General features: G+C 63.1%; 18 protein-coding genes. 11 read left to right on the top strand and 7 right to left on the bottom strand.

Features of this window, described 5'->3' with window-relative positions; translation table 11 throughout:
- Positions 1-140 precede the first annotated feature (140 nt).
- The 9 genes from NKJ12_RS00090 to NKJ12_RS00050 all read left to right on the top strand — a co-directional run bounded on the left by NKJ12_RS00090 (position 141) and on the right by NKJ12_RS00050 (position 12,488).
- Positions 141-3,620, top strand: coding sequence for an indolepyruvate ferredoxin oxidoreductase family protein (locus NKJ12_RS00090; protein WP_352700887.1), 3,480 nt, complete (start codon positions 141-143; stop codon positions 3,618-3,620).
- 152 nt (positions 3,621-3,772) lie between these two features.
- Entirely contained in the window at positions 3,773-6,094 is a 2,322-nt protein-coding gene (locus tag NKJ12_RS00085) for a putative bifunctional diguanylate cyclase/phosphodiesterase (protein WP_352480089.1), read from the top strand.
- A gap of 149 nt (positions 6,095-6,243) precedes the next feature.
- Positions 6,244-7,026 carry an N-acyl amino acid synthase FeeM domain-containing protein gene (locus NKJ12_RS00080; RefSeq protein ID WP_352480090.1) on the top strand — a complete coding sequence of 261 codons (783 nt, stop codon included), beginning with the start codon at positions 6,244-6,246 and terminating at the stop codon, positions 7,024-7,026.
- A 119-nt stretch (positions 7,027-7,145) separates the two neighbouring features.
- Positions 7,146-7,295 (top strand): DUF3096 domain-containing protein, encoded by a 150-nt coding sequence (locus NKJ12_RS00075; RefSeq protein ID WP_013528205.1) that lies wholly within the window; start codon positions 7,146-7,148, stop codon positions 7,293-7,295.
- A 173-nt stretch (positions 7,296-7,468) separates the two neighbouring features.
- Positions 7,469-7,693, top strand: coding sequence for an aa3-type cytochrome c oxidase subunit IV (locus NKJ12_RS00070; RefSeq protein ID WP_254816044.1), 225 nt, complete (start codon positions 7,469-7,471; stop codon positions 7,691-7,693).
- 81 nt (positions 7,694-7,774) lie between these two features.
- Positions 7,775-9,049, top strand: a complete 1,275-nt coding sequence (locus tag NKJ12_RS00065; protein ID WP_352700886.1) for a Re/Si-specific NAD(P)(+) transhydrogenase subunit alpha — start codon at positions 7,775-7,777, stop codon at positions 9,047-9,049.
- Positions 9,049-9,471 carry an NAD(P) transhydrogenase subunit alpha part 2 gene (locus NKJ12_RS00060; protein ID WP_302893582.1) on the top strand — a complete coding sequence of 141 codons (423 nt, stop codon included), beginning with the start codon at positions 9,049-9,051 and terminating at the stop codon, positions 9,469-9,471. The genes NKJ12_RS00065 and NKJ12_RS00060 overlap by 1 nt, the downstream gene beginning before the upstream one ends.
- Positions 9,472-9,477: 6 nt before the next feature.
- Positions 9,478-10,875, top strand: coding sequence for an NAD(P)(+) transhydrogenase (Re/Si-specific) subunit beta (locus NKJ12_RS00055; RefSeq protein WP_352700885.1), 1,398 nt, complete (start codon positions 9,478-9,480; stop codon positions 10,873-10,875).
- Positions 10,876-10,967: 92 nt separating this feature from the next.
- Positions 10,968-12,488 carry a hypothetical protein gene (locus NKJ12_RS00050; RefSeq protein ID WP_352700884.1) on the top strand — a complete coding sequence of 507 codons (1,521 nt, stop codon included), beginning with the start codon at positions 10,968-10,970 and terminating at the stop codon, positions 12,486-12,488.
- Between the two features lie 94 nt (positions 12,489-12,582).
- Here the strand turns inward: NKJ12_RS00050 and NKJ12_RS00045 are convergent, their stop codons facing one another.
- The 4 genes from NKJ12_RS00045 to NKJ12_RS00030 form a co-directional block, all read right to left on the bottom strand.
- Positions 12,583-13,500: a hypothetical protein gene (locus NKJ12_RS00045; RefSeq protein ID WP_352700883.1), complete on the bottom strand. Its 918-nt coding sequence runs from the start codon at positions 13,498-13,500 to the stop codon at positions 12,583-12,585.
- A gap of 246 nt (positions 13,501-13,746) precedes the next feature.
- Positions 13,747-16,218 carry a DNA topoisomerase (ATP-hydrolyzing) subunit B gene (gene gyrB / locus NKJ12_RS00040; RefSeq protein ID WP_352700882.1) on the bottom strand — a complete coding sequence of 824 codons (2,472 nt, stop codon included), beginning with the start codon at positions 16,216-16,218 and terminating at the stop codon, positions 13,747-13,749.
- Positions 16,219-16,364: 146 nt separating this feature from the next.
- Positions 16,365-19,031, bottom strand: coding sequence for a caspase family protein (locus NKJ12_RS00035; protein ID WP_352700881.1), 2,667 nt, complete (start codon positions 19,029-19,031; stop codon positions 16,365-16,367).
- A gap of 58 nt (positions 19,032-19,089) precedes the next feature.
- Positions 19,090-19,659 (bottom strand): NADPH-dependent FMN reductase, encoded by a 570-nt coding sequence (locus NKJ12_RS00030; protein WP_352700880.1) that lies wholly within the window; start codon positions 19,657-19,659, stop codon positions 19,090-19,092.
- A gap of 185 nt (positions 19,660-19,844) precedes the next feature.
- Here NKJ12_RS00030 and NKJ12_RS00025 point away from each other — a divergent pair, with 185 nt between their 5' ends.
- Entirely contained in the window at positions 19,845-21,218 is a 1,374-nt protein-coding gene (locus NKJ12_RS00025; RefSeq protein ID WP_352700879.1) for a cytochrome P450, read from the top strand.
- 21 nt (positions 21,219-21,239) lie between these two features.
- Here the strand turns inward: NKJ12_RS00025 and NKJ12_RS00020 are convergent, their stop codons facing one another.
- Positions 21,240-22,214 carry a complex I NDUFA9 subunit family protein gene (locus tag NKJ12_RS00020; protein ID WP_352700878.1) on the bottom strand — a complete coding sequence of 325 codons (975 nt, stop codon included), beginning with the start codon at positions 22,212-22,214 and terminating at the stop codon, positions 21,240-21,242.
- Between the two features lie 243 nt (positions 22,215-22,457).
- Here NKJ12_RS00020 and NKJ12_RS00015 point away from each other — a divergent pair, with 243 nt between their 5' ends.
- Complete coding sequence (locus tag NKJ12_RS00015; RefSeq protein WP_352505873.1) at positions 22,458-22,727, top strand: hypothetical protein; 270 nt, start codon at positions 22,458-22,460, stop codon at positions 22,725-22,727.
- Between the two features lie 54 nt (positions 22,728-22,781).
- Here the strand turns inward: NKJ12_RS00015 and NKJ12_RS00010 are convergent, their stop codons facing one another.
- On the bottom strand, positions 22,782-23,783 hold the full coding sequence (locus tag NKJ12_RS00010) for an Ldh family oxidoreductase (protein WP_352686637.1): 1,002 nt from the start codon (positions 23,781-23,783) through the stop codon (positions 22,782-22,784).
- A gap of 33 nt (positions 23,784-23,816) precedes the next feature.
- The coding region (locus NKJ12_RS00005) for an ABC transporter permease subunit (RefSeq protein WP_352700877.1) at positions 23,817-24,188 on the bottom strand (372 nt) is incomplete at its 5' end.

The raw sequence follows: 24,188 nt of genomic DNA, 5'->3' as shown, positions 1-24,188 counted from the left end.
GCGCACCGATCGTTTGTTGCGGACCGCCTGGCACCTTCGATTTCGTTTGACCTCCCCGGCAAGGGAAGAAAGACTGTAGGCACTCGACTCCGACGTTGGCCGTGCACCTCCTGGCACGGTCTCCGCACAGGAAACGCCTGATGACGCTGCACAACGTCGCGCTCGACGACAAGTTCGACCTGGCAAAGGAGCGCATCTTCCTGTCGGGCGCCCAGGCAGTCATCCGCATGCTTCTGATGCAGCGCGAGCGCGACCGCCGGGCTGGCCTGAACACCGCCGGTTTCGTCTCCGGCTATCGTGGCTCGCCGCTCGGCGGCCTCGACATGCAGCTGTGGAAGGCCAGAAACCAGCTCGCGCAGTCGGACATCGTCTTCCAGCCCGGTCTCAACGAGGAGCTCGCCGCCACCGCGTGCTGGGGCTCGCAGCAGGCGGAATTGCTGGGCGAGGGTACCCATGACGGCGTTTTTTCGGTCTGGTACGGCAAGGGTCCGGGCGTCGACCGCTCCGGCGACGTGTTCCGCCACGCCAATCTCGCCGGGTCGTCGAAACATGGCGGCGTGTTAGCCCTGATGGGTGACGACCACATGGCCGAATCCTCGACCAACGCGCATGCCACCGAGTTCCTGTTCGTCGACACCATGGTGCCGATCCTCAATCCGGCCGGCGTCCAGGAGATCATCGACTACGGCCTCTACGGCTTTGCCATGTCGCGTTTTGCCGGCACCTGGGCGGCGATCAAATGCGTTAAGGACAACATCGAATCGACGGCCTCGGTCGATGCCGCGCTCGACCGGCTAGATATCGTCGTCCCGGACTTCGACATGCCGCCCGGCGGCCTCAACATCCGTAACGAGATCGACATGCTCGGCCAGGAGGAGCGGTTGCATGAATACAAGCGCGCCGCAGCTTCCGCCTTCATCCACGCCAATGGGCTGAACCGGATCGTCTATTCGGGCGGCAGCAGCGCCAGGCTTGGCATCGTCACCATCGGCAAGAGTTATCTCGACGTTCGCCAGGCGCTGGAGGATATCGGCATCGACGAAGCGGCCGCCAATCGTATCGGCATCAGGCTGTTCAAGGTCGGCTGCCCGTGGCCGCTCGACCTGCAGCACGTCGCCGACTTTGCTCGCGGCCTCGACACCATCGTCGTCGTCGAGGAGAAACGCTCGCTGATCGAGGTGCAACTGCGCGAGAACCTTTACGGCACCGCGACGCAGCCGGTCATCGTCGGCAAGAAGGACGAGCGCGGCGACTGGCTGTTCCCGGCCAAGGGCGCGCTCGACCCCAACGACATTGCCATCGCGCTCGGCGAGAGGATTTTGCGAACGATCGGCCCGTCAGAGGAAATCGCCGCGCGGGTGGCGAAATTGCGCCAGTTCCAGGCGATGCTGGCCGACACGTCAGACATCGCCTCGCGCACGCCGTTCTTCTGCTCCGGCTGCCCACACAATTCCTCGACCAAGGTGCCGGACGGCTCGCTCGCCGCCGCCGGAATCGGCTGTCATTTCATGGCGTTATGGATGGACCGCAATACCGTAGGCTTCACCGCCATGGGCGGCGAGGGCGCGCAGTGGGTCGGCCAGGCGCCGTTCTCGAAGCGCGAGCACATCTTCCAGAACCTGGGCGATGGCACCTACAACCATTCGGGCGTGCTGGCGATCCGCTTCGCGCTGTCGACCGACGCCAACATCACCTATAAGATCCTCTACAATGACGCCGTCGCGATGACCGGCGGGCAGCCGCACGAGGGCGGCCTGACGGTGGACATGATCGCCAGGCAGGTGCGCGCCGAGGGCGTCCAGCGCATCGCCATCGTCACCGACGAGCCGGACAAATATACCGGCAAGGTGGAATTTCCCGCCGGCGCCACTATCCATCACCGCGACGACCTCGATCTCATCCAGCGCGAGTTGCGTTCGGTCAAAGGCGTCTCGGTGCTGCTCTACGACCAGACTTGCGCTGCCGAGAAGCGCCGTCGGCGCAAGCGCGGCACCTTCCCCGATCCCGACAAGCGTATCTTCATCAACGAGCTGGTCTGCGAAGGCTGCGGCGATTGCGGCGTGCAGTCGAATTGCGTCTCGATCCAGCCGGTCGAGACCGAATTCGGCCGCAAGCGCAAGATCGACCAGTCGAGCTGCAACAAGGACTTCTCTTGCGTCAACGGTTTCTGCCCCTCCTTCGTTACCGTTCACGGCGCCAAAATCAGGAAAGCCGAAGGCATAGCCGGCGCGGCCGACCCGCTCGCGGGGGTGCCGGCGCCGGCGCAATTTACGCTCGGTGAACAAGGCTGGGCGGCGATCATCGACGGTGTCGGCGGCACCGGCGTCGTCACCATAGGCGCGGTGCTAGGCATGGCCGCGCACCTGGAAGGCAAGGGCTGCGGCATGATCGACATGGCCGGCCTCGCCCAGAAGGGCGGCTCCGTGTTCACCCATGTCCGCATCGCCCGCACGCCGGACGACATCCACGCCATTCGGGTATCGGCCGGCAAAGCCGACCTCGTGCTTGGCTGCGATCTCGTCGTTTCGGGTGCCAAGAAGGTGCTGGCCGCGGTGCGCGAAGGCCATACCATCTTCCTCGCCAACACCGCCGAGATCATGCCGGGCGAGTTCGCCCGTTCGGCCGATTTCTCGCTGCCCGTCGAGCGGCTGAAGAAAGCGATAAGAACGGCCGCAGGCGACGACAAGACGCATTTCTTCGACGCCACCCGCACCGCCACCGCGCTGTTCGGCAGCTCGCTTGGCGCGAACATGTTCATGCTCGGCTTCGCCTTCCAGCATGGCGGCCTGCCGCTGTCGGCGGAGGCGGTCGAGAAGGCGATCGAACTCAACGGCGAGGCGGTGGCGATGAATGTCGCGGCATTTCGCTGGGGCCGCCGCGCTGCCCACCAGCCGGATTTCGTGCGCGGCCCTCTCGCCCAGCCGGGCAAGGCCACGCAGCCTGCCGCCATTGCCGAGACGCTGGACGACATCATTGCCCGCCGCGTCGCCTTCCTGACCGCCTATCAGAACGCCGCCTATGGCAGGCGCTATGCCGACAGACTGGCGGCGCTGCGCAAGGCCGAAACCGATGCTGTGCCCGGCTCGACCGTGGTGACCGAAGCTGCCGCGAAGAACCTGTTCAAGCTGATGGCGATCAAGGACGAATACGAGGTGGCGCGGCTTTATACGGACGGCTCCTTTGCCGCAGAGCTCGCAAAGCAGTTCCAGAGCTATGGCAAGCTTGAATTCCATCTCGCACCGCCGATCATGGGCAGGCGCGGCAGTGACGGGAAGCCGAAGAAATCGAGCTTTGGCCCGTGGATGATGAACGGGTTCCGCCTGCTGGCGGCGATGAGGGGGCTGCGCGGCACCGCTTTCGACCTGTTCGGCTACAGCGCCGAGAGGCGTATGGAGCGGCAGCTTCTTGCCCTCTATGAAGCCGACCTGGAGCTTGTCGCCGGCGCGCTGGCGCCGGGCAAGATCGAGGCCGCTGCCGCGCTTGTTTCGGTACCGGCGCTCATCCGCGGCTTTGGCCACGTCAAGCAGGCCAGTGCCGAAAAAGCCGCCGGCGAACGCCAGCGCCTGCTCGACCGCCTCTCGAGGGCGCCGCTGCGGCCGCAACTTCAAGCCGCCGAATGATTCCGCGCTCTGACACCCCTTGTTTACCTGAACTGTAGTTTCCCTGCTTCCGCGGCGTCACCAGTGGATGCCGGCAGGGCTCGAAACGCCGCTCTAAACCTTTCTTAAGGCCAATGTGACACTGCTGGGTTCCCCAGGGTTGGGATCCAGGCGTGAATCTGAGACGAAAAAACGAGATTCCGGTCGACGTTTACATTCCGTTCGTGGAAACGCTGTTTCGCGACGGGTTCACGCTGTCGATCGGCCTTGTTGCGCAGACACTCCTCGTCATTCTGGTCTATTGGAAGACCATGGACTTGGCGTATCTTCTAGTTGCTGCTGGGCTCATCATTGTCGGTACTCTGCGCCTTCGCAACATCCGGAAATACGGGCGACTTCCTTCCCCGACGACGTGGGAAGAAGCCCATGATCGCGAAAATGATTACATAATTTTCGGTTCGATGCATGGTTTCATGCTTGGCGCGTTCTGTTTCGTTAGCATTTATCTGGCAAATGACAGCCACGACAACTATGCCGAAATAGCCTCTGTCTGCGTCACTCTTGCATCGGTTACGTCGATTGCCGGCCGCAATTATGGGTCGCCGCGCATGGTCATGATTTTTATCATTACCACCACATGGCCCATATCGCTTGGCTTTATCCTGCGCGGCGATATCTACCACATTATCCTCGGTCTGATGTCGGCCCCTTTTCTGTTTGCGATCAAGCGGTTCGCCGACATCGTCCGCGAAGTCCTGTTTACCGCCCTGTCGGAGGAAAAGAAGGCGAACCGCATCGCGCAGCGTTTCAACCGCGCGCTCAACACCATGTCGCATGGCCTTGTCATGCTTGGTCCCGACGGCCGGGTGGCGGTGGCCAATGCCGAAGCCGCGCACCTGATGTCGCTCAAATCGGCCGATGCGCTGCTAGGCCGCTCGATCCACGGTCTGCTGATGCGCGGCGCTGCAGGCGGCATGTTGGCGCCGAAAGATTGCCGTTACATCGAAGCCCAGTTGACGCGTGCGTTGCGCGAGGGCCGCGACCGTAAGGTCCTGGTCTCGCTCACCAACGGCCAGCACTATGAATTTTCGGCGCGCGAAGGCAGCCAGGAACTGGGCGTCGTCACTTTCGAGGATGTGACCGCCCGGGTCGAGGCGGAAGACAAGATCCGCTTCATGGCGCGCTACGACAGTCTCACCGGCCTGCCCAACCGCGCCTACTTCCACGAGTTGGTGGTGGAAGCCATGGCCTCAGGGGATCCCGCGCGTCTCTGCGGGCTGGTGGTGCTCGACCTCGACGATTTTAAGAGCGTCAATGACACGCTCGGCCATCCGGTCGGCGACGGATTGATCTACGCCGTTGCTGAGCGGCTGGCCGCGGTCGCCGGGCCAGGCATCACCGTCAGCCGCTTCGGCGGCGACGAGTTTATGATCTTCTTCGAGCGCATCGAGGATGAAAGCCATCTGATCGGCCAGGTTGATGAGATCTTTGTCAATCTACAGGGCGAGGTCGATGTCGCCGGTCACGGATTACGCATCCAGGCCAGCGGCGGCGCGGTGCTGTCGCGGGTCAAGGATACCGACGTCGACGCCATGATCGTCAAAGCCGACCTTGCACTCTACAAGGCCAAGGAGCTTGGCAAGAACGGTTGGCGGCTGTTCGAGGCCTCCATGGATGCTGCCTTCCGCAGCCGTCAGCTGATGAAGGCGGACCTGCGCAGCGCCGTGGAAAACAACGAATTGCGGGTGGTCTATCAGCCGATCGTGGCGATGAGCACGATGCGTATCGCCAGTTGCGAAGCGCTGTGCCGCTGGGATCATCCCGATCTCGGGCCGATTTCCCCCGGTATCTTTATTCCGCTGGCGGAGGAAATGGGGATTATTTCCGACATCAGCACCTTCGTCCTGCATGCGGCCTGCACGGAATGCGCGAAATGGCCGGCCCAGACCAGCGTGTCGGTCAATCTCTCGGCCAAGGATTTCCGCAACCGTGATGTCATCCAGAAGGTTCGCGACGCGCTAGCTGAATCCGGTCTTTCCGCCGGACGTCTGGAGATCGAGGTCACCGAGACGGCGCTGCTCGACGACAAGTCGCTGACACGCCAATATATCGAGGAGTTGAAGCGGCTCGGCGTTCGCATTGCGCTCGACGATTTCGGTACCGGCTATTCGAGCCTGAGCTATCTCCACAAGCTGCCGCTCGACAAGATCAAGATCGATCGCTCGTTCCTGATCGACGTCACCCAGAACAGCCGGTCGCTCGAATTGCTGAAGGGCATCGTCAACCTGTCGCGACCGCTGGGACTTTCAGTCACTGTCGAAGGTGTCGAGACCTTCGAACAGCTCAAGATCCTGGCATTGCAGGTCAAGCCGGACCTGGTCCAGGGCTTTCTGTTCGGATCTGCGCTCAGCGCGTCCGGCATCGAGACCATGTCGAGCACCGTCTGGCCTTTCGCCAAGGACATCCAGACGGCAAGGAAGGCGCCGCGGCGCTGACTTCGCGCTGAAAACCGCGTATTTTAGTATAATTTTATTAATTATTAACCTTAACGGGCGGTAAACGACCTCCTACTTATTTTCATCTTTACATCTCATGACCCGTCCGTAGTGTCGGCTGGTGGCGGCAATCGCGGGGAATAGAGTTCATGTGTGCCCAGTTGAGTTCGCTCGGCCATGCGGCGGGCGCTGGTGGGAAAGATGCGTCCGAGACCATGTCCAGCTTCGCGCAACATGTCTATGCGCTGCTTGACCGGACGGAGTACCGACGCTGTGAAAGCGGCGAGGACTTCGAAAGCATTTACAGGCTGCGCTACAATTCCTATCGGATGAACGATCTGGTGCCCGAGAATGCGTCCCGTCAGGTCCATGACGAGTTTGACGAACTGCCCAATTGCCATACGTTTGGAATCTACATCGAGGGGCGGCTGGTCAGCACGATGCGCCTGCATGACGTGTCTGCTGATAACGCCACATCACCAGCGCTCAGCGTATACAAGGACTTGTTGATGCCGCGTCTGGCGGCCGGCGAAGTCTTTATCGACCCGAGCCGTTTTGCCGTGGACGCCGAATGGTCACGGCTTTACCCTCAGATCCCGTATGTGACGCTGCGCCTTGCCGGCATGGCGTGCTTCCATTTCGGCGCGCCTTATTGCATATCCATGATCCGTGAGGACCATGCGGCTTTCTACAAGCGCATCTATCGGGCGCGACCGATCGGTGATGCGCGGCCCTATGCCGGCGTGATCAACTGTTTTGCGCTGCTTTATCAGGCCGATGTCCTGGCGATCAAGAATGAAACCTACGCTCGCTTTCCGTTCTTCCGTTCGACGCCGATGGAGCAGCGCATGTTGTTCGATAAGCCCGGCGCCGGCGAACTCGCGCCGCTGACCATCCTGCCGACCGCCAAGTATTTTCGCGAAGCCGCCTGAACGAGCCCATGGAGCCTTCCGATCGCTTCGGCGTTCTGGGCAAGGGTGCTGGTGGTAGGTCGGCATGGCCGACATCCATCACGCACCGCTTCGATTGCGATCCGATCAAAGGAACCGATATGACCATTTCCACGCTCGCCCTTACCCCGCTTATCTCGCTGATTGCAGGCGTGCTGATCCTGGTGATGCCGCGGCTGCTCAATTATATCGTCGCCCTTTATCTGATCGTTGTCGGCCTGCTCGGGCTGTTCCCCCATCTCGCCGGCTGACGACACCGGCAATAGCGGACCTGCCATCCATTGTGATTGGTATCGCCGCGCTCCGCGCCGCGATTTCAAGTTTTGCTTGAGATTGTTGGCTGCGGCGATGCGGCAATAGCGCCATTGCCCTTAACGCGGCTTTTCGCTATGTGCCTGAAAGATGTCTTCGAAGGGGTATTCCAATGGCTGAACACACGCCGACCGGTCCTGTCGAACTGGGCGCGAAGATGGACTATGCCGAGCACGACCGCACCTATGCCGGCTTTGTGATGCTGGCCAAATATGGGTCGCTATTTTGCGCCGCCGTGCTTCTTGCCATGGCGTTCGGCTTCTTTGTGGGCGGCTTCTTCTCGGCGACTATCCTGTTCGTGCTGATCCTGGCCATCGGCGCTTTTATTCTCCGATAACTCCTCCAACCTTTGTCGAAGGCGCCGCCGCGGACGGTCGGTGTCTTGCGGTAACAGGGTTCCGGCCGAAAGGATCGTGCGGTGGGACAGACGGTTTTCATCCCTCGCGAGCTCGACGCAAACGAGCCTCGCGTCGCGGCCTCGCCCGATACGGTGAAGCGGCTGGCAGCGCTGGGTTTCGACGTAATCGTGGAAACCGGCGCCGGCACGGCGTCGCGCATTCCCGACGAGGAGTTTGCCAAAGCGGGCGCCGCGATCGGCAAAGCCGGCGATGCTGCCAAGGCCGACGTGGTGCTAAAGGTGCGCCGCCCCATGGACGCCGAGCTGAAGGGCTACAAGTCCGGCGCCGCTGTCATCGCGATCATGGATCCCTACGGCAACGATGCTGCCGTCGCAGCCCTTGGCAGGGCCGGTGTTACTGCCTTCTCCATGGAGTTCATGCCGCGCATCACCCGGGCGCAATCGATGGACGTTCTATCCAGCCAGGCCAACCTCGCCGGCTACCAGGCGGTGATCGATGCGGCTGCCGAATATGACCGGGCGCTGCCGATGATGATGACGGCGGCTGGCACGGTGCCGGCTGCGAAGGCGTTCGTCATGGGCGTCGGCGTCGCCGGTCTGCAGGCCATCGCCACCGCGCGCCGCCTCGGCGCCGTGGTCACCGCCACCGACGTGCGCCCGGCCGCCAAGGAGCAGGTCGCCTCGCTCGGCGCAAAATTCCTGGCCGTCGAGGACGAGGAGTTCAAGGCGGCTGAGACGGCTGGCGGCTACGCCAAGGAAATGTCGAAGGAGTACCAGGCCAAGCAGGCGGCGCTGACCGCCGAGCACATCGCCAAGCAGGACATCGTCATCACCACGGCGCTCATCCCCGGCCGGCCAGCGCCGAAGCTGGTTTCGGCGGCGATGGTCGCCTCGATGAAACCCGGCTCCGTGATCGTCGACCTCGCGGTCGAGCGCGGCGGCAATGTCGAGGGCGCCGTGCCCGGGAAGGTGGTGACCGCCGCCAACGGGGTAAAGATCGTCGGCCATCTCAACGTTCCCGGTCGCGTCGCCGCCTCGGCCTCGCTTCTCTATGCCAGGAACCTCTATGCCTTCCTCGAGACGCTGGTCGACAAGGCGACGAAGACGCTTGCCATCAACCGCGACGACGAGCTGGTCAAGGCAACCATGCTGACCGATGCCGGCAAGGTCGTGCATCCCGCGTTCGTCAGGGCTGAACAGGAGCCACCAAAGGGCCAACATGTCGAACCACCGGCCATTCCGGCGAGGACGATGGTTGCCGAGGCTTCGGCGAAGCCGGCTGCGAAGAGACCAGCCGCTTCGAGGAAGCCCAAGACCACCGGAGGGATCGCGTGATGGATCAGACTCTGCAGAAAGCCCTCGACCAGCTCGACCAGGCGACAGCTGCCGTGCGGCTCGCGGTTCAGAACCTGGCCGCCGCGCCCGGCACCGAAGCGGCGGGTGACGCCGCTCACGCGCTGTCCGGCGGTGCCATCGATCCCTTCGTCTTCCGCTTCGCCATCTTCGTGCTGGCGATCTTCGTCGGCTACTACGTCGTCTGGTCGGTGACGCCGGCGCTGCACACGCCATTGATGGCCGTCACCAACGCCATTTCCTCCGTCATCGTAGTCGGCGCGTTGCTGGCCGTCGGCATCTCGGCCTCGGGCATCGCCACCGGCTTCGGCTTCGTTGCGCTGATGCTGGTATCGGTCAACATCTTCGGCGGCTTCCTCGTCACCCAGCGCATGCTGGCTATGTACAAGAAGAAGGAAAAGTAGGCCGCTATGAACGCCAACTTCGCTTCCTTCCTCTATCTGGTCTCCGGCATCCTGTTCATCCTGGCATTGCGCGGCCTGTCGCATCCGACCACCAGCCGCCAAGGCAACATGTACGGCATGATCGGCATGGGCATTGCCATCGCCACGACGCTGGCTCTGGCCACCCCTTCCGCCGGCCGCTTCGCGCTGATCGTGCTCGGGCTGGCCATCGGCGGCTCGGTCGGTGCGGTCACGGCACGGCGCATCGCCATGACCTCGATGCCGCAGCTGGTCGCCGCCTTTCACTCGCTGGTCGGTCTTGCTGCGGTCATGGTGGCGGCCGCCGCCATCTATGCACCGGAAAGCTTCGGCATCGGCACCGTCGCCGACATTCATGCCCAGGCGCTGATCGAGATGAGCCTCGGCGTTGCCATTGGCGCCATCACTTTCACCGGCTCGGTCATCGCTTTCTTGAAGCTCGACGGCCGCATGTCGGGCAAGCCGATCATGATCGGTGGCCGCCACTTCATCAACGCGGCGCTGGGCATTGCGCTGATCGTGCTGATCGTGCTGCTCGTCACCACCGAATCCAAGCTGGTGTTCTGGCTGATCGTTGCCGGCTCGCTGGTGCTGGGCGTCCTTCTCATCATCCCGATCGGCGGCGCCGATATGCCGGTGGTGGTGTCGATGCTGAATTCCTATTCCGGCTGGGCCGCCGCCGCACTCGGTTTCACGCTCGGCAATCTGGCGTTGATCATCACCGGCGCTCTGGTCGGTTCATCGGGCGCCATCCTGTCCTATATCATGTGCAAAGGCATGAACCGGAGCTTCATCTCGGTCATCCTCGGCGGCTTCGGCGGCGAGACATCAGCCATTGCCAACGACGGCATCGAGCGCACGGTCAAGCAAGGCTCGGCCGAGGATGCCGCCTATCTGATGATGAATGCGCAAAAGGTCATCATCGTGCCGGGCTACGGCATGGCCGTCGCCCAGGCGCAGCATGCGCTGCGCGAGATGGCCGATAAGCTCAAGGCCAACGGCGTCGACGTCAAATACGCCATCCACCCGGTTGCCGGCCGCATGCCCGGCCACATGAACGTGCTCTTGGCTGAAGCCAACGTGCCTTATGACGAAGTGTTCGAGCTGGAGGACATCAACTCTGAGTTCGCGCAGGCCGACGTTGCCTATGTCATCGGCGCCAACGACGTCACCAATCCCTCGGCTCGTGACGACAAGTCCTCACCGATCTACGGCATGCCAATCCTCGACGTCGACAAGGCGCGCACTTGCCTGTTCGTCAAGCGCTCGCTTGGGTCCGGCTATGCCGGCATCGACAACACGCTGTTCTACAAGGACGGCACCATGATGCTGCTCGGCGACGCCAAGAAGATGACCGAGGAGATCGTCAAGGCCATGGATCACTGAAAAGGCCTCGTTGCCAACTCACCGCCGATCGTCGAATACAGCCCGGCTCCGCGCCGGGCTTTTTCTTGGCTGTTACCGGTTCTGAAGCTACGATGCCGACCCGTCGTCTTGCAAACGACGTCATCGTGGAGGTGCTGGTGCCCGACCCTGGTTCTGCTGCATCGCCGGCCGCCGATCTGACCGCAGCAGAGAAGGCGCCACGCAAGCGCAGCCAGGCGGTAGTGGTCGTGCACGGCATGGGCGAGCAGCGGCCCATGGACACGTTGAGGGAGTTCGTCCAGGCCGTATGGAGCCACGATCCGGCCCGTGCACCGTTCTATGCCCATGTCGCCGATCCGGCCGACCCGATGGGTGCGAAGATCAACCAGAGTTGGATCACGCCCGACAGCCGGACCAATTCGCACGAACTCCGCCGGATCACCACGCCCTATGATGTCGATGGCCGCCGCACCGATTTCTACGAGCTTTACTGGGCCGACATCACCCAGGGCACGACCCGAAGCCGCCTTGCTGCCTGGGTGACGACCCTGCTCTGGCGCAAGCCCGCCGATATTCCGCGCGATGTGCGCAAACTCTACGTCGTCACGCTTTTGGCCACCATCGTCGTCCTCGGCGCGGCGCTGGCGCTCGCAACGTCGACCTGGCAAGGCTACATCTCCTGGACGACCGGTGTGCTTGTCACGGTTCTGGCGTCGTTCGTCATCTGGTCGGTGGACCAGTTTGGCTTGCCTTATTTCGGCGACGTCGCCGCCTATGTACGGGCCGAAGCGGCAACGGTCGAGAAACGGGCGCTTGTCCGCGAGCGTGGCCTCAAGCTGCTGAAGCGTCTCATGATGGACGATGCCTATGACCGCATCGTGCTGGTCTCGCACAGCCTCGGGTCGATCATCGCCTATGATCTGTTGCAGATCTTGTGGGCCGATTTCAGGCCTAGAAAGCTGGAAGCCATTCGCGACAAAGCGCGGCTGAAGGCGATCCACGCCGTCGACAAGGCGACGCTGGCCGCCGATGCCTCCGCCTGGCTCGACAGCCTCGATGACCTCCCCGCATTCCGGCGCAGCCAATGGGAGCTCTACCGGCAGCTTCGCGTCGGCGACGCCGATCATCCGCTGCCGTGGAAGATCAGCGATTTCGTCACGCTCGGCAGTCCGCTGACCCACAGCGAGTTCCTGGTGACCTACGACCTCGCCGAATTCAGGCGCGGCATCGCCGAGCGCCTGTTTTCGGCATGCCCGCCGATCGCCGACAGCGCGGCGGGCGGAACCATGCTCTACCAGGAAGGGCGCAGCCATTCCGGCAAGCCGCTGCGGGCGGTGCATCATGGCGCGGTGTTTGCCGCGACGCGCTGGACCAATATCTTCGACAGGGGCAATGGCTGGCTGACCGGCGACCCGATTTCAGGGCAGATGACGGAAAACTTCGGTCCTGGCGTGGAAAACATCCAGGTGGAGCTGCGCGGCTCGTTTGGCCGCGTCTTCACGCACAGGCTCTATTGGTCGCTGGCGGCGAGCGGCGTCGAAGTCAACGCGCCGGTCGGCGCACGGCCGCGCTCGCACCTTGCCGTGCTGCGCGATGCGGTCGATCTCGGCCGCAAGCTGGAAGCTGAGCTGTAGGCGGTGATCACGACAATGCCGCGGCGGCACTTCAAAGCAAGGTCCCCTTCGGGCGCAATCTTCCCGAAGCGGACCGAGTTCGCCTAGTCACCGATCAACGATTGGTCAGGAAAATTGCTTCCTCGTTGTCGCGCTGCCTGCCGCCAAGTGCTGCAGCCGCGCTGGCAATGAAGGCCCCGATGACCAGCGACAGCGCGCCAATCAGCGAGAAGGTGGCGCCTGCCTTTCTGGCGGTGTCGGCCGCCTGCTGGGCCTTGACCTTGGCCTCCTGCGCTCTGGCGATTACTGCATCGACGCGAGCGGTGGCATCCGCTTCGGACAGGCCTGTACGGGCGGCCACCAGCCGCGACAGATAGGTCTTGTCGTCGGCCGATATTTCGCCTGCTGCGGCACTCGCGATCAGAATGCGCGATGCCTGCGCCGTTGCCGCGGCGTCGCTCTCCGGATTGGCGGCAGCGAGCCTTGCCGGATCGGCCGGGCGGAACAGCGTATCGACGAAATACGATGTGGCGTCGTTAGTCGAGGCGCCACCAGCGTTTGCAGCAGCACCTGCCGAAGCGCCCATTGCCGCGCCCGATGCCACAGTCGAAGCAGCCTGTACACCGGTACCTATCGCGGCCGAAAGCGCCGTGCCGAGCACGCCGGCGACCAGCAGCGTCGCCAGCGCCCAAGCCAGGAAGCCGTGAGCGGTATCGCGGAAGAAGACTTCATCGGTGTGGATGCCGACCCATTTGGTGCGCAGGCGTCCGGCCAGGTAGCCGCCCAGGGCCGACGACAGCCACTGCACGACGATCAGCCAGACGGCAGTGGAAACTGCGAAAGTGGTGACTGACGCACCCGAGCCGGACCATGGCGACACCATGCTCAGCCCAAGCCCGGAGCCGAGCAGCATCAAGATGAAGGTAAGCGTCGACGCAGCAAAGGCGCCGGCGACGATTGGCCCCCAGCTGACAGCGGGGGTAGCGGATTCCGTCGGTGCGGAAACGTCGGCAGTCGTTAGGGTGGACGGCATCGAAGCCCCCTATCTTGCAAACAGCATGAGCAGAATAATGATCGGAATCGGGACTCCGAGAAGCCAGAGCAAAATGCCACGTCCCATGGATGCCTCCTGCGGCGATTGTGATCAACTACAATGCCTTGAAAGCCTTTCCGTTCCGGCGGTCCTGGTGATCTCTGTTGCTTGCAACAGTCGGCATCGGTGCGCCAAGGCGCACCAATGCACTTCATTGCCTTCTGGCTGGGTATCTGAGATCGTGGCTCAGATGTCCAGATTGGCGACCGACAGCGCGTTTTCCTGGATGAATTCGCGCCTGGGCTCGACCTCGTCGCCCATCAGCCGCGAAAACAAGCTGTCTGCATCCGTTGCATCATTGACCTTGACCTGCAAGAGCGAGCGCACATTCGGGTCAAGTGTCGTTTCCCAGAGCTGCTCGGCGTTCATTTCGCCAAGGCCCTTGTAGCGCTGCATGGTCAAGCCCTTGCGGCCGGTGGCAAACACGGCATTGAGCAGTGCCAGCGGCCCCGAAATAGTTTCCGAGACATCCTTGCGGCGCAGCACCGGCGGCTCGCCATAGATTTCCGCCAGACGCGGCGCATAGCGGTCGAGCTGGCGTGCGTCGGCGGAATTGATCAGCGCCAGGTCGAGATGTGCGAACTCCTTGACGCTGCGCACCGTTCGCTCGAAGACATAGCCGCCGATGCCCTCGTTCGAGGTCGACATGCGGCCGATCCAGCCGCGCTCGGTATCCTCGGCGATAATGTCGAGACGGCGTGCAACACGCTCGGCCGTCTCGTTGGCGCGGCGGAGGTCGGTGAAGATCTCCGGGTTGAGCGCGCCGGCAATCGCTGCCTGCTCGACCACGCCTCTGTTATAGCGCGTGTGCAATCCGTTGATGAGCTGGCGGACCGCTAGGGCGTCGTCGATGGCACTGCGCAAGTCCTGCCCGGCCCGCACCTCGCCCGTGCTGAGCGCAAGCGACGCTTCTTCCAGTCCGGAGCCGATCAGGAATTCCTCGAAGGCGGCTTCGTCCTTGATGTATTGCGAGCTCTTCCCGCGCGTCACCTTATAGAGCGGCGGCTGCGCGATGTAGAGATGACCGCGTTCGATCAGTTCCGGCATCTGGCGAAAGAAGAAGGTCAGCAGCAAGGTGCGGATGTGGGCGCCGTCGACATCGGCGTCGGTCATCAGGATGATCTTGTGGTAGCGCAGCTTGTCGGCATTGAACTCATCCTTGCCGATCGAGGTGCCGAGCGCAGTGATCAGCGTGCCGATCATGTCGGAGCCGAGCATGCGGTCGAAGCGGGCGCGCTCGACATTGAGGATCTTGCCGCGCAGCGGAAGAATGGCCTGGTTCTGGCGCGAACGGCCGCCCTTGGCCGAGCCGCCGGCGCTGTCGCCCTCGACGATGAAGATCTCGGATTTTGCCGGATCGCGCTCCTGGCAATCGGCCAGCTTGCCGGGCAACGAGGTGACGCCGAGCGAACTCTTGCGGGTGATGTCGCGTGCCTTGCGCGCGGCTTCACGCGCGGCCGCGGCCTGGATGACCTTCTCGATGACCGCCTTGCCCTCGGTCGGGTGCTCCTCCAGCCAGGTGCCGAGCGCTTCGTTGACCAGCCCTTCGACCACCGGACGGACCTCGGACGACACCAGCTTGTCCTTGGTCTGCGAGGAGAATTTCGGGTCGGGAACCTTGACCGACAGCACCGCCGTCAGCCCTTCACGGCAATCGTCGCCGATCAGCGCCACCTTTTCCTTCTTGGTCAGGCCCGAAGAGTCGCCATAGCCGGTTATCTGGCGTGTCAGCGCACCGCGAAAGCCTGCCAGATGCGTGCCGCCGTCGCGTTGTGGGATGTTATTGGTGAAGGCCAGCACGTTCTCGTGGTAGCTGTCGTTCCACCACATGGCGACTTCGACCGTGATGCCGTCGCGCTCGGCGCGGATCGATATCGGCTTGTCGAGCAACGGCTTTTTCGTCCGGTCGAGATATCGGACGAACTCTTCGAGGCCGCCATCGTAGTGCAATTCATGGCGCACGATGTCGGCATGGCGGGCATCGGTCAAAACGATGCGCACGCCGGAGTTCAGGAAGGCGAGCTCGCGCAGCCGATGCTCCAGCGTACCGTAGTCGAATTCGACCATGGTGAAGGTTTCGGACGACGGCAAAAACGTGATTTCGCTGCCGCTGCGGCCTTCATAGGTGCCGGGGAGCTTGTCTTGTTCATAACTGCCCGTGACACGCAGCGGCGCGTCGGCATTGCCATGCGTGAAGCTCATCTCGTAGATCTGGCCGTTGCGGCGGATCTTCAGTTTCAGCCAGGCCGACAGTGCGTTGACGACCGACACGCCGACGCCGTGCAGGCCGCCCGACACCTTGTAGGAGTTCTGGTCGAACTTGCCGCCGGCATGCAGCTGCGTCATGATCACTTCGGCCGCCGAAATGCCTTCGCCGGTGTGGATATCGGTCGGAATGCCGCGGCCATTGTCGATGACCGTCACCGATCCGTCCGGATTGAGCGTCACCGTCACCAGGTCGGCATGGCCGGCCAGGGCTTCGTCGATGGCGTTGTCGACGACTTCATAGACCATGTGGTGCAGGCCCGAGCCGTCGTCGGTATCGCCGATATACATGCCCGGCCGCTTGCGAACGGCATCCAAGCCCTTCAAAACCTTGATGGAATCGGCGCCGTATTCGGCTTCAACGCCGTTGGCGATATCGGTCTGTTCGCTCATGAAAACCTGTCTGATTGATGCCGTGTGCAGAGCGCGAAAAATCGGCTTCGAATCGCGCATTTCTAATGTCGTAGATATAGGCGCAAAAGGCGGTTTTTCCAAGGTTTGCAGGCATTTCCGGACGGAATGACGGTCGCGTCGGCCGGCTACTGGCGCTTGGCTTCGATCCTGGCCAGCCGCTGACGCAGGAACTTGATCATGAATTTGTATCGCGGCGCCAACCGCCCGCTTCGGTCGAGCTCGAGCGTCATGTCGAGCGCCTTGGAAAGCACGGCTTTCGGATCCTTAGCGACTTGCGCGTAGTCGATATAGGCGACCACCAGGTCGCGCTGCCAGGTGGCGTTGTCCGGATCGGACCGGGCAAGTTTCTCGCGGATGGTCAGGCTGTCCTGAAAGGCTTGCCGGGCTCCGCTGACGTCGCGCTGCTTTAGGCGCAGGGTGGCGACTTCGGACAGCGTTATCGACAAGTCACGCTGCCAGCCGGAATTGGCCGGATCGAGCTTGGCCAGCCGCTGCGCAATCGCGTAACTGTCCAGATAGGCTTTCAGCGCGCCTTTGTGGTCGCCCTGTATCGCCAGGACGCCGGCGACCTTCTCGAGGCAGACGGACAGGTCGCGCTGCCATTCGGTGTTGTTCGGGTCGCCGACGGCGAGCGCGCTGGCCTGCGAAAGTGCCTCACGATAAGCCGAAAGTGCCGCCGGCCAATTCTGCTGGTCGCTCAGCGCATTGCCGATCTTGGCGTTGCCGACCGACAGGTCGCGTTTCAGCTCGGTGTCGTCCGGATCGCGTTTCGCCAGTTGCTTGACGATCGCGAGGCCTTCCCTGTAAGCCGCCAGCGCCCCGGCGGCGTCGCCGCGTTCGCGCAGCAGGTCGCCTATCGTATCGTGGCTGACCGAGACGTCACGCTGCCGGTCGGCGTCTCCCGGTTTGTCCGCCGCCAGCGCCAGCCGCACCTTCAGGCTCTCTTCATAGGCCGCCTGTGCGTTGTCCAGTTGGCCTGCGACATGGGCAAGGTGACCGATCTCATCGTAGGTGATGGTCAGGTCGCGCTGCAGTTCGGCACGGTCGGGCTCTCCGGCGGCGAGCTGTTTCTTGATCGACAGACTTTCCTGGTAGACCTCTGCGGCGCCGGCCAGATCGCCTTGCGTCGCCAATACGTTGCCGATCTTGTCATTGGCCATGGCGAGGTCGCCGAACCACTCCAGATTGTCCGGTTCTGCCTCGGTCAGGCCCTGCAGAATGGTCTTGGCGGTCTCATAATTCTGCAGCGCTGTCGGCAGATTGCCTTGCGCCATCCGCACATTGCCGAGCTTGACGTGGCTGACGGCGAAGTCGCGCTTCACGTTGGGATCGGTTTCATGATGCAACCGCCGTTCGAGATCGGCTTGCAGCGCCTCGAAGGCGCGGCCGGCCGCATCGATATTGCCGACCGTGGTATAGAGCTTGCCGAGTTCGTCCAGCGTGCGGATCAAGCGGTCGGCATCGTCGAGCGACAGCACCACCTGTCCGGCTTCGCCATAAAGCGCGAGCACGGACTCGTAGTCCCTGATGGCTGTGGCGTAGTCGAGGTCGGCGCGCGCCGCCCCGCCGGACAGATAGCGCGTTGCGGCCTCGGAGAGCGTGCGGCTGACGAAATTGGCCTTCAAAGCGTTCCGAGAGACATTATCGATCTCGGCTGCCTCGGCGAGCTTTTTACGCGCCGCATCGAACGCTCCCAGCGAAAGCTGCTCTTCGGCCTGCCGGCGCAACGCTGCCACCCGCAGATCGTCGGATCCAAGCGTCTGCATTTCGCTCCGCACCTTGACGAAGGCGTCGGCTGCCTCACGCAGCCTGGCGTTCAGACTGTCGGCGGAGAGGTGGCCGGAATCGGAACTGATCAACGCGCCATAGAGCGGTGCCAGCGGCATGTCGGCGTCGCTGGCGATCTTCTCCACCTCGCCGCGCATCTGAGGCGTCACCTCAGCCATAGCGAGCAACAAGCGTTCGCGCTCGGGCAGTTTCTCCTTGGCTGTCGTGGCAAAGAACAGCTGCGGCAGGCCGCTCTCGACATAGGGCAATTGCTTGCCGCGCGAGAGGTCGTAGACCTCCTGCTGCACGAGCGTCAGCACGGAGCGGATCTCGAGTCCATCGGTGCCGAGATATTTCGTCAACGCCGCAGTGAACGGCGAATTCTGGCCGGTCCCATCCGCGGCGGTCTCGCCGGGCGCCGCCGAGAAGGCAAACAGAATGTTTTCTGCCCGCCCGACGCGGCCAAGACCCGGCCGGACCTTGACGCCGACCTCTTTTGCAAGCGCCGTTGCGCCGCGGCCTTCGCCGCCCGTAGCCGCAAACGGATCGCTGCGGCAGGCATCGAGCACGATCAGTCCGACCTTGCTGGTGGCGGCGACGGTCGTGCGGATCTCCTCCAGCGGCAGGCTGGTCTTTTCCAGTGCGTCGAGCGACGACGCGTCTGCATCGACCGGCAGGAGCCGATTCTCGCCGGCGATCTCGACCCCGTGGCCGGAAAAGAACACCAGTACCACGTCGGCGCCTTTGGCATCCTCGCGGAAATCGTCGAGCGCCCGGCGCATGCGCCGCAGGTCGCGGTTGGTTTCGAGGAAGACCTCGAAGCCGAGCTTCCTCAGCACCGTTTCCATCACCTCGCCGTCGTTGACGGGATTGGCGAGCGGCCGGATCAGCCGGTAGTCGTTCTCGGCGATGACCAGCGCAACGCGCCGCTCCGCCACGGCAGCGGAGGCCGTCGAGAGGATCAGCAGTAAGGCAAACAGAAGACGCAAATCGAACCGCCCCGGCCCGGTCGTTTGCCGGAGCATTCCATCTCTTTATGGCATGAGCAAGTTATGGCATCGGCAAGCTCGGCCGTTCGCGTTGTCAGCCGATCCGCATCGGCTTCAGCGCTTCGCTCCAGCGGAACAGCTCGTCCAGCATGGTCCTGGCCCCGCCGAGCACCTGCTCGCTGGGCAGGAAGGCGCCGGTCTCGTCGAGCAGCTTCTGGTACATCGGCAGCGCCACGCCCTCCGGGATCGGCATGACGCCGACGGAGGTCAGCAACGGTTTGACCGCCTGCGCCGCACGCAAGCCGCCGGAGACACCGCCGTAGCTGAGGATGGCGGCCGGCTTGTATCGCCATTCCCTGAGCAGGTAGTCGACCGCGTTGATGATCGCGGGGGCGGCGAAATAATTGTATTCCGGCGCTACGAAGACGAATGCGTCGGCGGCGTCGATTGCTTTCGACCAGGCTTTCGTGTGGCTGTTTTCGTATTTGCCGAGTCTCGGATGATGCGGCTCGTCCAGCACCGGCAGATTGAAGGCGGCGATATCGGTGAGCAACGGCTCGAATTTGCCGTGTTCGCGCGCAAAGCTTTCCAGCCACTTTGCGAAAACCGGTCCGGCGCGGCCCGGCCGCGTGCTGCCGATGATGACGTTCAACTGGTGCTTCAAAGCGGGGCTCCTGCCGATCGGTGGCATCTGTGGTGCTGCCACCTAAGACACGCAGCCGGACACAGCAAGCAGGCACTTTCCGGTGCCCTGATCACATTCCAGAGAGCGGATGCTTCGCCTTGTCGTCCAGTCACATGGACGCCTGCCTTGCCCGCCACTACATTGAGGTGTCAGCGGAGCAAGCCATGGACAGTCAGCCCGTCCCCTTCGTCCCGCCGGCGCCGAAGCCGCGCACAGCGCCGCCCTCGACGCTGGAGATGATCCGCATCGTCTACCGCAATCCGCTCGAGCTGTGGGGCGAGCCGACCTATAACGAGCCCTGGATTTCGGTGACCGGCATCGGCGGGCCGCTGGTCATCGCCAACGACCCCGGTCTCATTCGCCACGTGCTGGTCGATAACGCCAAGAACTACAAGATGGCGACGGTTCGCCAGCTGATCCTGCGGCCGATCCTGCGCGACGGCTTGCTGACCGCCGAGGGCGAGGTGTGGAGGCGTTCACGCAAGGCGATGGCGCCGGTGTTCACGCCGCGCCATATCTTCGGTTTTGCGGAGCCGATGCTGAAACGCACGCGGGAGTTCGTCACGCGCTACGAGGGCGGCGGCACGTTCGACATCGCGCACAACATGACGCTGCTCACCTTCGACATCCTGGCCGAGACACTGTTTTCGGGCGAGATATCGGGCGAGCCCGGCAGCTTCGCCAAGGAGATCGATCGCCTGTTCGAGACGATGGGCCGGGTCGATCCGCTCGACCTGTTGCGAGCGCCCGACTGGCTGCCGCGCCTGACCCGCATCCGCGGCCGCAAGACCATGGCCTACTTCCGCAAGATCGTCACCGACACGGTGCAGATGCGCGAGGCGCGGTTGAGGCGTGCTCCGGACACGGTGCCGCAGGATTTTCTTACGCTGCTGTTGAGGGCGGAGGGACCGGGCGGGCTAACCCGGTCCGAGGTCGAGGACAACATCATCACCTTCATCGGCGCTGGCCACGAGACTACGGCCAGGGCGCTCGGCTGGACGCTCTACTGCCTTGCCGAATCGCCGTGGGAGCGCGAAAAGATCGAGCACGAGATCGATGCCGTGCTGGCGCGTGAGCCCGACCCGACGAAATGGCTCGACGCCATGCCGCTCACCCGTGCCGCCTTCGAAGAGGCGCTCAGGCTCTATCCGCCGGCGCCATCGATCAACCGCGAACCGATCGAGCCCGAAACCTGGAACGGCCTCTACATACCGCGGCGTGCCGCGGTGCTGGTGATGCCGTGGGTCGTCCACCGCCATCGGAAATTGTGGGACCGGCCGGACGCTTTCATGCCGGAACGCTTCCATCCGGGGAATCGCGAAAAGATCGACCGTTTCCAGTATTTGCCGTTCGGCGCCGGGCCTCGCGTCTGCATCGGCGCCAGCTTCGCCATGCAGGAGGCAATCATCGCGTTGGCGATCATGCTTTCGCGCTATCGTTTCGATACCACCGCGCAAACCCGACCCTGGCCGGTGCAGAAGCTGACGACGCAGCCGCAAGGCGGGCTGCCGATGCAGGTCACCAGGCGCGCGCCGTAGGCAACCGGACGTCCGTTCGTGTTATACGGCGGACTTGCGCTGGAACTGGCCGGCGGCGCGGTAGCGCCAGAGATAGCTTGGCAGGATGGTTCCGATCGAACGCGGCTGGATACCGAGGCCGGCAAGCGTCCTGTTGTCCTTGACGGCGTCATCCGACACGACATTGTGCTGGCGCAACAGCAGGACCTGGTCCTTGGTCAACAATGGATTGGGCAGCAGCCCGAGAATTGATGCCTGGAGGTTCGCCAGCCACCATGGCACGGGCAGCAAAAAACGCTTGCGTTCGATGATGACAAGCAGCTCTTGCATGCACTCCCTGAAGGTAAGCACCTGCGGCCCGCCGAGTTCATAGATCCGGCCGCCTTGGACCTTGCCGTCGACCGAGTGCGCCACCGCCTCGGCGACGTCGCCGACATAGACCGGCTGGAATTTCGTCTGCCCGCCGCCGATCAGCGGCAGCACTGGGGAAAAGCGGGCCATGTTGGCAAAGCGGTTGAAAAAACCGTCCTCCGGCCCGAAATTGATCGATGGCCGCAAGATCACGGCGTCTTGGACCGTCTCAAGAACGGCCTTTTCGCCGAGCGCCTTGGTACGCGCGTAGTCCGATTGCGCGTGGAGGTCCGCTCCCAGAGCCGATATGTGGGTGAGGCCGGCGCCGACGGCGCGCGCCGCTTCGGCAATAGCGCGCGCGCCGAACTCGTGGACGGCAGTAAATTTCTGCCGGCCGGCCTCATGTGCGATCGCCACCAGATTGACGACATGGTCGGCGCCTTGCACGGCGCGGTCGACCGACCAGCGCACCCGGACATTGGCCTGCACCGGCTGGATCTGCCCGACATTGCCAAGCGGTTGCAAATGACCGGCGAGATCGGGCCGGCGGCAGGCGACCCGGATGCGGTAGCCGCGCTTGGCCAGCGCCCGCACGACATGACGACCGACAAAGCCGGAGCCGCCGAAAACGACGACGAGCTTTGGGGTCTGAAGGATTTCGGTCATGGCTGGCTCCGGCGGGCTATCCAGATGGCTTGATTGAAGCCGTTTCATAGTCGGTTTCGCGCCAAAGGCAAAGGGCGACCATAGGTCGCCCGGCACTGTTGAAGCATGATTTTCCGGATCCGTTCGAAATGGCAGAAAACGCCGTCGAGGCCCGGCTTTACGGCAACTCCATTAGGAACAGGAACCTTTGTTCGCTAGGCGATTTTAGATGTATGGTTTGATTCCGAATGGAGGATATTGCCGATGACGACAAAACGCGTTGCGATCTTCGCTCTGGCTTTCGTAACAGGCTGCAGCATTGGTGCCCCGGCATTCGCGGCAAACCGGCATCACCAAGCGCAACCCGAACGCTACGTTCCCGCCAACGGCGACATCATCGACATTCTGTTCGGTGGCCCGCGCTACTATGACAACCCCCTGTTCACGACGGCCGCCGAACCCTGCTCCTACAACAGGGTAGGACCGGACGCGAATGCGGTGAACGTCATCAACGATCATCATTGCGGGAAGTAGGCTCGCGCTCCCGGATCGGCCGGCCTCTGCCGCTCATCGTACAAACGAATTTCTTTAGGACGAATAGCGCGCGGCGAATTCGGAAATGCGTTGCACCACGGCTTTCGGCGCGCTTATGCCGCGCGCCGCCGCCTTCTCTGCCGCTTCTGCCCGGGCACGCCCCGGCACATGCACGCCATAGCGCCGCCGCAACCTGTCGAGTTGGTCCTTCATCCGTTTCTCGAAGTTCGGATCGAGCAGCTTGGGCTCGACGGCGAGCACGAACAGGCCGGTCCCCGGACTGTCCGGCCCGCCGCTGAACCATGGCGCATCGAGCGACCAGTTGGCGCCCGACAGGCCCGCAGCCAGCACCTCGACCATCAGCGCGATGTTGGCGCCGCGCTGGCCGCCGAAGGCAAGCATGGCGCCTTTCATGGCGGCTGCCGGGTCCGTGGTTGGATTGCCGCTGGCGTCCAGTGCCCAGCCTTCGGGGATCTTCTTGCCGTCCTCGGCCGCCTTGCGGATGTTGACGAAGGCAGTGGCGCTCGACGACTGGTCGATGACCAGCGGCGCCCCGTCCGTGGTGGGTGCGGCAAAGGACATCGGGTTGGTGCAGTAGACCGGCTTGACCGAGCCCGAGCCGGCAAGCACGGCCGGGCCGTTGGTGGCGGCGAACGACACCAATCCCTGCGCGGCCAGCCGTCCGGTGAAATAGCCGAGCGCGCCGCAGGTATAAGCATTCTTCTGCGAAAAGATGGCGACGCCGAACAGCCGCGCCGCCTTGGCGAGGTCATCGATCGTGCGGTCGAAACCGGTATGCGCTAAGCCGCCGCGCGCATCGGAAAGATAGACCGCGAGCGCCGGCCTGGTGATCACCGGATCGGCGTTGCCGTCAATACGGCCGGCTTCCAGTGCTTCGAGATAATCGATGAAGTGCGACAGTCCGACTGTCGACAGTCCTTCAGCCTCGGCCGCGACGATCGAGGCAGCCAGCGACTGCGCCGCCTCTTCGTTGGCGCCGGCGCCAAGTGCGGCCATCCGGCACAGCCCTGTCGCCTGGTCGAGACTGAGTTGCATGGCAGCTGCCCTGAATTCGCGACTTTAACAGCTTTAGCCTAGCTTGCTCGGGATCCGCGCCTCGAGCCTGCGGAAACCGAACACCAGGATACCGGTGATGGACATATAGACCAACGCCAGAAGCAGCAAGGGTTCGTAGGTGATGAATAGATCCTGGCGCACCCGCGAAGCTACGGCATAGATGTCGACCATAGTTATCGTTGCCACCAGCGGTGTCGCTTTCAGCTGGAGAACAGTTTCACCCGCCAGCGTCGGCAGTGCCCGGCTGATCGCCTGCGGGAGCCATATGCGCCTGAAGATTTTCCAACGGCTCATGCCGAAAGCGCGGGCCGCTTCGAGTTGGCCAAGCGGTACCCCGGCGAAGGCGCCACGCATTACTTCGCCTTCATAGCCGGCATACGAGAT

Origin of the sequence: Mesorhizobium sp. M0195, assembly GCF_040322115.1 — a bacterium.
Lineage (GTDB): Bacteria > Pseudomonadota > Alphaproteobacteria > Rhizobiales > Rhizobiaceae > Mesorhizobium.
Note: the sequence above shows the minus strand (reverse complement) of the source record. Positions and strands in the feature narration are given on the sequence as shown.